The following is an 11,025-nucleotide window of genomic DNA, read 5'->3' as shown; positions in this document are numbered from 1 at the left end:
TCAATACAGGAGACGTGACAATGAAAGCCCTCATTCCCTTGCTCTGCCTGTTCACTTTACCCGTTTGGGCACAAGACGCCCCAGCCGGTTGGGCCGTGTTTCCTGCGGACAAAACCTATTCGGAACTGGTCGATGCAACCAAGGCTGCGATCAAGGACAACGGATTGATAGTGGTCACGCAGGCCGGCCCCACCAAGGCAGCTGCGGCGCGCGGAATCACCATTCCGGGCAATCTGGTTATTGGCGCGTTCAACAACGATTACGCGGTAAGGGTGCTGGAAACCTCTACCAATGCAATGATCGAAGCACCGATCCGTTTCTATGTCACCGAGAATGAGGACGGAACCGCAACCCTGTCTTACAAGACCCCCAGTTTCGTGTTTGACCCTTACATGGCGGAAGGCGGACAAGCTTTGCAGGACATTGCTGCAGAACTTGATAATACCTTTCAATCTGTCGCTGAAGACGCAGTCAAATAGTCACACTGACGTGATCCGCCTTGCGTCTGGTGGCGTCCTCCGCAATCTGCTTCGAAACGGTTATCTCGGAGCATGACTGATGCAGGACCCCACGCCGCGCGCCGCCGATCTTCTGGCCCAACGCCTGTATGAAGCGGGGTGCCGCCACGCCTTTGGAATGCCGGGGGGTGAGGTCCTGACACTGGTGGATGCGCTTGAAAAGGCGGGCATCACCTTTCATCTGACAAAACATGAAAACTCGGCCGGATTCATGGCCGAGGCCGTGCATCACCGCGACGGCGCACCTGCGATTCTGGTCGCCACTCTGGGTCCGGGCGCGATGAACGGCATCAATGTGGTGGCCAATGCCTTGCAGGACCGTGTTCCGATGATCGTTCTGACCGGTTGCGTCGATGCGGACGAGGCGCTGACCTATACTCATCAGGTTATGGACCACAGCCAGGTTTACCGTTCCATCACCAAGGGCACGTTTACACTGACGGCCAAGGGCGCGGATATCGTCGCAGACAAGGCCGTGTCACTGGCCACACAGCCGCGACCGGGCCCGGTCCATATCGATGTTCCGATCTCGGTCGCGGATACGCCAGTGACGGGCGTGAAACGCCGCCGTCTGGCCAAGGTCGCGCCCGTCAGCCCCAATGGCGAATGCCTTGAAAAGGCCCGGCGCTGGGTGGCTGAGGCCGAGCGCCCCATCGCCATTATCGGTCTCGATGTCCTCTATGACGACTCGCGCAGTGTGGTGCAGGCGTTTTTGGAACATTTCGAAATTCCATTTGTGACCACCTACAAGGCCAAGGGTGTTGTTCCCGAAGATCACCCATTGTGTTTGGGCGGCGCTGGTCTGTCGCCTTTGGCAGACAAGCACCTTGTCCCATTGGTCGAACAAGCCGATCTGGTGCTGTGTCTGGGGTATGACCCGATCGAAATGCGCCCCGGCTGGCGCGAAATCTGGGACCCCGAAGAAAAACGCGTCATCGACATATCAGCGGTGATCAATGACCACTACATGCATCAGGCGGGTCTTAATCTGGTGGCCGACACGGGCGAGACGCTTGAGGCCATTGCCAAGGGGAATCCCGCCCACACGACATGGCCGGGTGGTGAGCCCGCGCAGGTCAAGGCGGAACTGGCACAGGCCTTTCCCACCGTTGAGGACTGGGGACCCGCAGCGGTCATCGCCGAAACGCGCGCTACCCTGCCCCCCGAAACGCTGGCAACCGCCGACAGCGGCGCGCATCGCATTCTGCTGAGCCAGATGTGGGAATGCAGCGAAGAACGTGGGCTGATCCAATCCTCGGCGCTCTGCACCATGGGCTGTGCTGTCCCAATGGCCATTGGTCTGAAACTGGCCGAGCCCGACCGCCCGGTGATCAGCTTTTCGGGTGATGCCGGGTTTCTGATGGTCGCCGGGGAATTGTCGACGGCAGCTGAAATGGGCGGCAATCCGATCTTTCTTGTCTTCGTAGATGCCAGCCTTGCCCTTATCGAGTTGAAACAACGGCAGCGGCAGATGGTCAATAATGGCGTGGATTTCGGTCACCATGACTTCGCCGCCATGGGCCGTGCATTTGGTGGGAACGGCCACACTGTCCGCAACCGGGCAGAGTTGCGTGCAGCACTTGAAGCTGCTGTAAAGGCCGAGACATTTACCGTAATCGCCGCTGAAATCGACCGTGGAGGATACGATGGCCGCATCTGAGGGCCCGCTGAAGGGCGTCAAAGTTCTGGACCTCAGCCGTATTCTGGCCGGGCCAACCTGCACGCAGTTGCTGGGTGATCTGGGCGCAAGTGTCATCAAGATCGAGAACCCTGCCACCAGGGGCGACGACACGCGGCAATGGGGTCCGCCCTATGTCACCGATGCCGAGGGCAACCGTTCGGACCTGAGCGCCTATTTCATGTCAGCGAACCGAAACAAGAAATCTGTGGCCCTGGATATCGCAACCGAGAAAGGTCAGGCGGAAGTACGGCGGCTGGCCTCACACGCGGATATTCTGATTGAGAATTTCAAAACCGGCGGTCTCGCGAAATACGGGCTGGACTATGCAACCCTGTCGCAGGAATTCCCTAGCCTCGTTTACTGCTCGATCTCGGGCTACGGCCAAATCGGGCCAAATGCCAGCAAACCCGGTTATGACCTGATGGCACAGGGCTATGGCGGGATCATGTCCCTGACCGGCGACCCGGAAGGCGCGCCGATGAAAGTGGGGGTCGGCATCGCTGATGTGATGTGCGGAATGTATGCAAGCGTTGGCATTCTGGCCGCGCTGCGCCACCGCGACCTGACCGGTGAAGGTCAGCAGGTCGATCTGGCACTTGTTGATTCTCAGATCGCATGGCTGATCAACGAGGGCGTCAATTACCTGACTTCTGGCAACGTTCCGCAGCGCCGTGGAAACGGGCACCCCAACATCGTGCCTTATGACGTCTACGAGACATCCGATGGGCATGTCATTCTGGCGGTTGGAAATGATGGCCAGTTCAGAAAGCTGTGCGGTTTCCTGGGACAACCCGAACTTGCCGACGACCCCAGATTCGTGACCAACCCGGCGCGACTGGAACACCGTGATGCGCTAAACGCCATTCTTCGGCCCGCTGTCCAAGGTCTGGATACACGATCAGTAATTTCCGGTCTTGAAGCCGTGAAAGTGCCCGTAGGACCGGTCCAGACGCTGGATCAGGTTTTTGATACGGAACAGGTGGCAGCACGAAAAATGCAGATTTCGATGCAGGCCCAGCCCGGTATCGTGAACCTGATCGGGAATCCCCTGAACTTGTCACGCACGCCTGTAACATATCGCAGCGCGCCACCCACCTGCGGGGCCGATACTGACTGGGTGTTAAGCGCTGAAAACCCGTTCGACGATTGAAACACTTGCACAACTAGGCGGCAAGTTGCTGAAACATGCCTTTGAATCGGCGGATTTTTTCGACTTTCTTACACACGACATTTCACCAATTCGAGAGCGGGGTCGATACTGATACGCCGCTCTCGCACACTCTGTTACATCAAACAGTGTCAAATACCGCAATCAGATTGGACCCAAGTATGAAACAAGACGTTTTTGGACAGATGAACACCTTGGCGCAGCCGGAAGCTGTCGAAGCCTGGAATGGTGTTCTGCTTGGGTTCATGGCTCATGCCGCGGCTACACCCCAACATCTGGGCAAAGTGTTGGAGCTTGAGCCCGATTTTGCTTTGGGTCATGCCGTGAAAGGCCTGTTCATGGCCCTTCTCGGTCGGCGTGAGATGATGGCGGTTGCAGTCGAGGCTTTGGCGGCTGCCAATGCTGCGATGAGCCGGCAGCCCGTCTCGGCGCGCGAGCGGCTGTTTGTCGATGCATTGGGGCTGTATCTGGCGGGCCAACTGACACAGGCGGTGCAAAAGTTCGAAGCGGTTCTGCGCGATCATCCACAAGATACGTTGGCGATGAAACTCAGCCATGCGACCCGTTTCGTTCTGGGGGATCCGGATGGAATGCGCCGTTCGATCGAACGGGTAATGCCAGCATATGAACCCGATCACCCCGGTCGCGGCTATCTGCTGGGCTGCCATTCCTTCGCGCTGGAAGAAACCGGAGCCTACGAAAAGGCCGAAATTGCAGGACGTCAGGCGCTTTGGATGGTGTCCGACGATGCCTGGGGTCTGCACGCGGTGGCCCATGTCCATGAAATGACCGGCAACGCGCAGCTGGGCCTTGACTGGCTGGCCGGACGCGAGGCGGCCTGGGCCCATTGCAACAACTTCCGCTATCACGTCTGGTGGCATAAGGCTCTGATGCATCTGGATCTGGGTCAGATTGATCAGGTGATGGATCTGTATGACAACCACGTCCGCAAGGATAAAACCGACGATTACCGCGACATCTCGAACGGAACTTCGCTGCTGATGCGGCTTGAACTTGAAGGCGTAAATGTAGGGAATCGCTGGGAAGAACTGGCTGACCTGAGTGCTGCGCGCACCGAAGACGGCTGCCTGATCTTCGCCGATCTGCACTATCTACTGGCGCTGACCGGTGACAACCGCGCCGACGCCACCGCCAAGATGCTGACCCGCATGAACAAGGATGCAGCGCGTGCCAATGACGACACCACCCGCCGTATGGCCGATCCCGGTGTCGCGGCCGCCATGGGCCTTGAAGCCTTTGGTGACGGCCATTATGGCACGGCATTTGATCACTTGTTGGCGGCGCGCGGTTCAATGCAACTGGCCGGTGGAAGCCACGCACAACGTGATGTATTTGAACGCATTACCATCGACTCGGGTCTGCGTGCCGGGCGTCTGGATGCCGTCGAACGTATTCTGGATGACCGCCGTGCTAAACGCGCCGGCGGTGAAGACAATTATGCCATTGCGCGCCGCGCCCTGATTGATGCGGCGCGCGACGGCGGAGACATGCAAAGCGTCCCCGCCGAGTAACAAGACGACCAAGAAGGACAGAGACCGTATGGCGACCATATCGCCCGCTGCTGATTTTGCACCCGTCGCGGCCTCGGCTGCGACCCCCGCCCGCACGCGTGACCCGCGACTGGATTTCTATCGCGGCATCGCGATGTTCATCATCCTGATTGCCCACATTCCCAATGATCCCTGGGCGAATTGGATCCCGGCGCGCTTTGGGTACTCAGATGCAACCGAGATCTTCGTGTTCTGTTCGGGCATGGCCTCGGCCATCGCCTTTGGCGGGGCGTTCCTGTACAAGGGCTGGTGGATGGGCACAGCCCGTGTGGCCTATCGCATCTGGCAGGTTTATTGGGCCCATATTGCCCTGTTCTTCTTTGTTGCCATGACAATGGCAGCGCTGGACCTGACCGGTGCGTTCGAGAAAACCTATGTCTCGTCGCTGAACCTTCAGCATTTCTTCGATGATCCCGCCCCGCAGATGGTGGGGCTCTTCACGCTGACTTATGTACCGAACTACTTTGACATCTTGCCGATGTATCTGGTGGTACTGGCGCTGATGCCGCTCTACATCGCGCTATATCGTATCAGTTTCTGGCTGATGGCTGCTGCATCTGTGGCGATCTGGTGTGTCACCCAGACCGGCGCGCTGGCCCTTCCGGCCGAGCCGTGGTCGGATCGGCAATGGTTTTTCAACCCGTTTGGCTGGCAATTGCTGTTCTTCACCGGATTTGCCTTGATGCGCGGCTGGATTCCCGCTCCACCGGTATCGAAATCTCTGGTCTGGGCGGCTGCCTTGTTCCTGATCCTGTCAGCTCCGTTTGGATCTTGGAAGGTCTTCCTCTGGGTCAACACCGCTGCGCCTGAGTTGGGCGCTGCGATCCGCAAGATCTGGCCATTGACTGACGAATTGCGCGACAAGACCGAGTTTGGCGCACTGCGATATGTCCATTTTCTGTCACTGGCCTATCTGGGCTGGGTCGCGGCTGGCGAACATGGTCACCGCCTGATTGCGACGGGCCACAGCATGGGCGCGCGCGTCTGGCAGTTCCTGCTGACGGTCATCACCAAAGTCGGTCAGCAATCCCTTGCAGTCTTTGTATTTTCCATGGCGGCAGCACGACTTATCGGCGTTGCCCTTGATCAGACTGGGCGGGATGTTGCCACCGTCTTTGTCGCCAACATGATTGGCTTTGCCATGATCATTGGCGTGGCTTATCTGGCATCTTGGTTCAAGTCTCAACCCTGGAAATTGAAGAGATGAATTTAACCCGTCGCGCATTCCTCGTCTCGACGACAGCCTTGGCCTTTGCCCCATCGGCCTATGCATCCGGGGGCGCAGTTCCCTTTGACCGCGACCACGTGGTCGAATTGGCCCGCGACCTGGCCAGCCGCCCTTATGCGGAACGTGAAATGGTTCCTCAGGAATGGCAGGATCTGACTTACGAACAGTATCGCTCGATCCGATTCCGACTGGACCGGGCTTTGTGGTACGAGACCGAAACACCATTCAACGTCGATTTCTTCACACCGGGCCTGTATTTCCCCCGGACCGTCAAGGTGGAAACGGTCGAAAATGGCATGACCACACCGGTCGTTTTCGATCTGGGGATGTTCGAGAAATCTGAAGATGTGCCACAATTGCCCATCGACGAGACTCTGGGCTTTTCAGGCCTGCGCCTTCGGACCGAGATGCACCGCCCCGGCAAGACGGATGAATTCTGCGTCTGGCAGGGTGCCAGCTATTTCCGCGCTATCGGTCTGGACGAGGTCTACGGTTTGTCAGCACGCGGTCTGGCCCTGAAAACAGGCGAACCGGATGGTGAGGAATTTCCTGAATTCATCCGTTTCTGGCTGGAACGCCCCAAACCCGGCCATCGCAATATGGTCGTCCATGCGTTGATGGACAGTCCGAGCGTGACTGGCGCCTATCGCTTCAATGTCACGGCGGGGGCAGATTGCGTTATCGATGTCGAGGCCACGCTTTTTCCCCGCGAAGACCTGCCTCATGTGGGTATCGCGCCGGGCACTTCGATGTTCCTGTTCGACCAGACCAACCACAGCCGGTTTGACGATTTCCGCCCTGCCGTCCATGACAGCGACGGGCTGTTGATCCGCAATGGCGCGGGCGAGGTGTTGTGGCGTCCGCTGGCCAACCCGACCCGCCTGCAAATATCGTCGTTCGTTGACGAGAACCCGCGCGGCTTCGGGCTGATGCAGCGCAAGCGCGAGTTTTCGGACTATGCCGACCTTGAGGCGAATTATCATAAACGCCCGGGCCTGTGGGTCGAGCCTCAGAATGACTGGGGCAAAGGCACCGTTTCATTGGTCGAAATACCGGCAGATCAGGAAATCTACGACAACATCGTCGCCTATTGGCGCCCGGCAGAACCCTATGCAGCAGGCAGTCGGGTTGACCTGTCCTATCGTCTGATCTGGGGTGAGGAGCCTCAGCGCACTCCGATGCCACGGGTGACCAACACTGCCATGGGCGAGAACACCTTCGGTGAAGGGCGTTTGGCTGTCATCGATTTCGAAGGCAGCGATTTGTTCGATGATATCGAGGCGATCAGTGTCTTCGTGGATTCCCCTCATGCAGAAACCTCGGACGGTGTACTGCAACGCAACCCGGATACGGGTGGATTGCGTCTTGCGTTTTCATTCCAGCCAGATGGGCGCGATCATGTCGAGTTGCGCGCGCAACTGCTGAAAGACAAACAGCCTGCCTCTGAGGTGTGGCTTTACCGATGGACCATATGAACCGCGATTTGCATATCATGCCGCCCGAGGCACCTCTGGCGATGCCCGCGCAGAATTTCAGCGTTGGGTTCCACGATGCCGATGCCCCATCGGGCACAGACACGGGCGCGACTGGATTTTGGCGCGCGCTTGCGTTTTCACCGGCGATGGTAGCGACATTGGGCCTGCTGTGGATCATGAGCGACTGGTTCAGCGCCCAGGGGATCAATCTGATCGAGGGCATCCTGTTGGCGCTTATCTCGTTCAACTTCTTCTGGATTTCGTTCACGGTCTGCACCGTTCTGCTGGGTATGGTTTCGCTGTCGAGACAGGATCGTCCGCAGCGCAAACGCACAGCACAGCCCCTGCGCGTGGCCCTTTTGACACCGGTATACAACGAAGTGCCATGGAACGTGCTGGGCAACGCCCGCACCATGCTCGAAGATTTGCAGGCACGCGGTGGGCAGCATCACTATGCCATGTTCATCCTGTCCGACACGCGCGATCCTGAAATCGCGGCACAGGAACAGGCCAGCGTCGAAGCCCTGCGCACCACGCTCGCCCCAGGACTGGAGTTGTATTACCGCCGTCGCGAGCAAAACACCGACCGCAAGGTGGGAAACATCGCCGACTGGGTCAGTCGCTGGGGCGCAGACTGGGACGCGATGCTGGTTCTGGATGCGGACAGCCTGATGACCGGCCGCGCTATACACCGGCTGACCGATGCGCTGGCGCGTGATCCCGGTGCCGGGCTGATTCAGAGCTACCCGCAACTGATCGGCGCGCAATCGGTTTTTGCCCGAATGCAACAATTTGCCAATGGAGTCTATGGCATCGCCTTTGCCGAAGGGTTGGCGCGTTGGTGCGGGCAAGAGGGTAATTATTGGGGCCACAACGCAATTATCCGCACCAAGGCTTTCGCTACCAGTGCCGGACTGCCCAAGATGCGTGCGCTCAACGGTCAGGATAAGCTGATCATGAGCCACGATTTCGTCGAGGCTGGATTGCTGCGCCGTGCCGGATGGGCGGTGCGGTTCCTGCCGCGCATTCGGGGATCTTACGAGGAAACGCCCCCCACACTGATCGATCATGCGTTGCGGGATCGGCGTTGGTGCCAGGGCAATCTGCAACACCTGAAACTGTTGGGCTCAACTGGATTCCGGGCCGTCTCGCGTTTTCACATGTTCCACGGTGCCGTTGGCTATTTGATGTCACCTTTGTGGTTTGCGCTGCTTTTGATGTGGGCACTGATCGGTCAGGGCAAAGACGCTTCTGTCCTGCATTACTTCAGCCCCGATAATCCGCTGTTCCCGCAATGGCCGGAAATGTCCGAAACCCGGCACGTTCTGATCATTCTTGTGATGTATGCAATGCTGCTGGCACCCAAGGTGCTGGGAGTTCTGGCTTTGCCGCTAAGCGGTGTACGCTATTCCGAATTCGGAGGCGGCCTCAAGTTCCTGACCTCGTTTCTGGCCGAGGTCATTCTGTCGATCCTGTATGCGCCGATCCTGATGGTGCAACAGATGATCGCCGTTTTCCGGACGGCGCTTGGCATTCAGCGGGGCTGGTCGCCGCAAGCACGCGACGGTGGCACTTACGGATTGCGCACGCTGCTTCTGTGTCATGCATTGGAAACAGTCAGTGGCATCGCCTTGAGTGTTGGTATCCTGTCCGGGCTGGTCTCGATCTGGTTGGCTCCGATTGCCATCAGTCTCGCCCTGGCCATCCCGCTATCGGCACTCAGCGGTGTTTCGGCCGGTGCCGCACGCCGGATGGTCGGGATGCGCGAGGATTTCCGCGAACCTGCCATCACCCGGTCGGCCCGCCGTTACCGGGCCGAGCTGAAGCAACTGGTTGAAGGCAAGATCAAGATGGCGCCGGCAGAATGATCAACTGCCGGGAAGCCCTTCGTACCAATCCACGACCATATCGGCCCAACCGGCTGGAACTGTATGACCGCCCGGGAACAAGGCGAACTCCAGCGCGCTGCCTTTGGCACAGGTGGTCCAGCGGCGACGCATGAAATTCCCCGTTGTGCTAAAGCCGGCCGGTTTGTGATCGACGCAGCCATTTGCCTCGCGCCAGATTTCGAGCCCGGCATAGATATCGCCCTGCTGAAACCTGCCCCCGCCCAGTACGCGCCCCTCAAGCGGAACTACGTTGTCCGTCCAGCCATGGGTATGTAACATCCGGATCGGACCCTTGCAGGTTTCTGGGTGTGGCCGCCAGAATCCTCCGGACACCGGAACATATGCCGAAAATGTCCCGGGTGACTTGCAGGCGAGATAGTTGACCATAAAGCCACCAGCCGAAAACCCGCCCAGCATGACCCGATCCGCATTGATTCCGAACCGGTTTTCCGCGTCCTGAACCACTTCGGACAGAAAGGTGGTTTCATCCCGTTCGCCAAATCCAGGGATAAAATTCCAGCTTTTTCTGCCACCCCGGTTGGGCCTTTCCGAACCTTCAGGTGCCATCACTGCATAACCGCGCGCCAACAGAGGTTCGACCATCCCGCGATTTCGCATCGTTCCCGATCCACTGCCGCCATATCCGTGCAGAAACACCACCAATGGCGGGTTTTCCGCATCGGGCAGTTCGATATGGTACGCGCCCAAGGAGGTTTCGCAAATTTCCCCCTGATCAGCGCAACCCGCCAGGGCCAACTGCGCGGTGAAGGCAAATACTGCTGCCAGGCCGATTTCCCTGATCATCCCGCATCCTCATTGTATTTGCGGACCGGTAAACCGACTCTTACCCATCCCGGCCCGGCCGCCGAGCCCAACATACCCTCGGGTACGTCGATGATATTTGTGAATCCGGCTTCAATCAAACGATTGCTGAGGCGCGCGGACCGCACCCCTCGGGCGCAAATCAGGGCCACGGGCGCAGCCTGATCACCGCCGGTCATTTGTGTCAGAACGTCAACGAAATCCTCGCGGCGCAAGTCCAGCGGTACCGCGCCCTCGCCAATTCCCGAGGCGCGCCACTCGCGCGGTGTGCGGATATCAACCAGCAGAACGCGCCTGTCCACTGCCTGCTCGTGGGCGTCGGCCACGCTGATGCGACTGCCGTTGTGATCTTCGGGGATCAGCCTGTATTGCCTAATCGCAAACCCGGCAGCAATCGCGGCACCGACGCCAATCACTACCCACCGTCGGGATCGGTTCATTTTTTCGGCCACACCTCAGCCTCCTGTTCGCTGGTGCTGTTTCTATCACAACCAAACAGCAGGTTGCGCGGTGAAAGACAGCTCGCAGATCAAGATCGCGTCATTAATGCGCTGCGCCGCCAATACCTTGGTGATCCATTTCAGCTCGTTAAAAAGTTGCCATCTCTGGACAGTCGGCAAAATATCCTTACAAAATTGACCTCACCCTGACCGCCCAGACCGGAGTATCGCAC

9 protein-coding genes are annotated in these 11,025 nt (G+C 58.5%); 7 read left to right on the top strand and 2 right to left on the bottom strand.

Translation table 11 applies throughout. The features are described from left to right. Positions 1 to 20: 20 nt before the first annotated feature. The 7 genes from ACR0JI_RS00250 (at position 21) to mdoH (ending at position 9,509) form a co-directional block, all read left to right on the top strand. Positions 21 to 479 carry a DUF302 domain-containing protein gene (locus ACR0JI_RS00250; protein WP_480492890.1) on the top strand — a complete coding sequence of 153 codons (459 nt, stop codon included), beginning with the start codon at positions 21 to 23 and terminating at the stop codon, positions 477 to 479. Between the two features lie 79 nt (positions 480 to 558). After that, positions 559 to 2,178 (top strand): thiamine pyrophosphate-binding protein, encoded by a 1,620-nt coding sequence (locus ACR0JI_RS00245; protein WP_480492888.1) that lies wholly within the window; start codon positions 559 to 561, stop codon positions 2,176 to 2,178. Further along, complete coding sequence (locus ACR0JI_RS00240; protein WP_480492887.1) at positions 2,165 to 3,349, top strand: CaiB/BaiF CoA transferase family protein; 1,185 nt, start codon at positions 2,165 to 2,167, stop codon at positions 3,347 to 3,349. Before ACR0JI_RS00245 ends, ACR0JI_RS00240 begins: the two co-directional genes overlap by 14 nt. A 179-nt stretch (positions 3,350 to 3,528) precedes the next feature. After that, positions 3,529 to 4,899, top strand: coding sequence for a tetratricopeptide repeat protein (locus tag ACR0JI_RS00235; RefSeq protein ID WP_480473515.1), 1,371 nt, complete (start codon positions 3,529 to 3,531; stop codon positions 4,897 to 4,899). A 28-nt stretch (positions 4,900 to 4,927) separates the two neighbouring features. After that, positions 4,928 to 6,145: an OpgC family protein gene (locus tag ACR0JI_RS00230; RefSeq protein ID WP_480492885.1), complete on the top strand. Its 1,218-nt coding sequence runs from the start codon at positions 4,928 to 4,930 to the stop codon at positions 6,143 to 6,145. Beyond that, the gene (locus ACR0JI_RS00225; RefSeq protein ID WP_480492883.1) at positions 6,142 to 7,641 is read left to right on the top strand and encodes an OpgD/OpgG family glucan biosynthesis protein; all 1,500 of its coding nucleotides are present in this window, start codon (positions 6,142 to 6,144) and stop codon (positions 7,639 to 7,641) included. Before ACR0JI_RS00230 ends, ACR0JI_RS00225 begins: the two co-directional genes overlap by 4 nt. Next, on the top strand, positions 7,638 to 9,509 hold the full coding sequence (mdoH, locus tag ACR0JI_RS00220) for a glucans biosynthesis glucosyltransferase MdoH (protein WP_480493154.1): 1,872 nt from the start codon (positions 7,638 to 7,640) through the stop codon (positions 9,507 to 9,509). Before ACR0JI_RS00225 ends, mdoH begins: the two co-directional genes overlap by 4 nt. On the opposite strand, the gene ACR0JI_RS00215 is transcribed toward mdoH, so the two are convergent. Together ACR0JI_RS00215 and ACR0JI_RS00210 are read right to left on the bottom strand one after the other, a co-directional pair. Continuing rightward, entirely contained in the window at positions 9,510 to 10,334 is an 825-nt protein-coding gene (locus ACR0JI_RS00215) for a CE1 family esterase (protein ID WP_480473519.1), read from the bottom strand. It abuts the gene before it with no gap. Beyond that, positions 10,331 to 10,792 (bottom strand): rhodanese-like domain-containing protein, encoded by a 462-nt coding sequence (locus tag ACR0JI_RS00210; RefSeq protein WP_480493153.1) that lies wholly within the window; start codon positions 10,790 to 10,792, stop codon positions 10,331 to 10,333. Before ACR0JI_RS00210 ends, ACR0JI_RS00215 begins: the two co-directional genes overlap by 4 nt. Positions 10,793 to 11,025 lie beyond the last annotated feature (233 nt).

The sequence above is a fragment of the Ruegeria sp. N10 genome (genome assembly GCF_056531545.1).
Note: the sequence above shows the minus strand (reverse complement) of the source record. Positions and strands in the feature narration are given on the sequence as shown.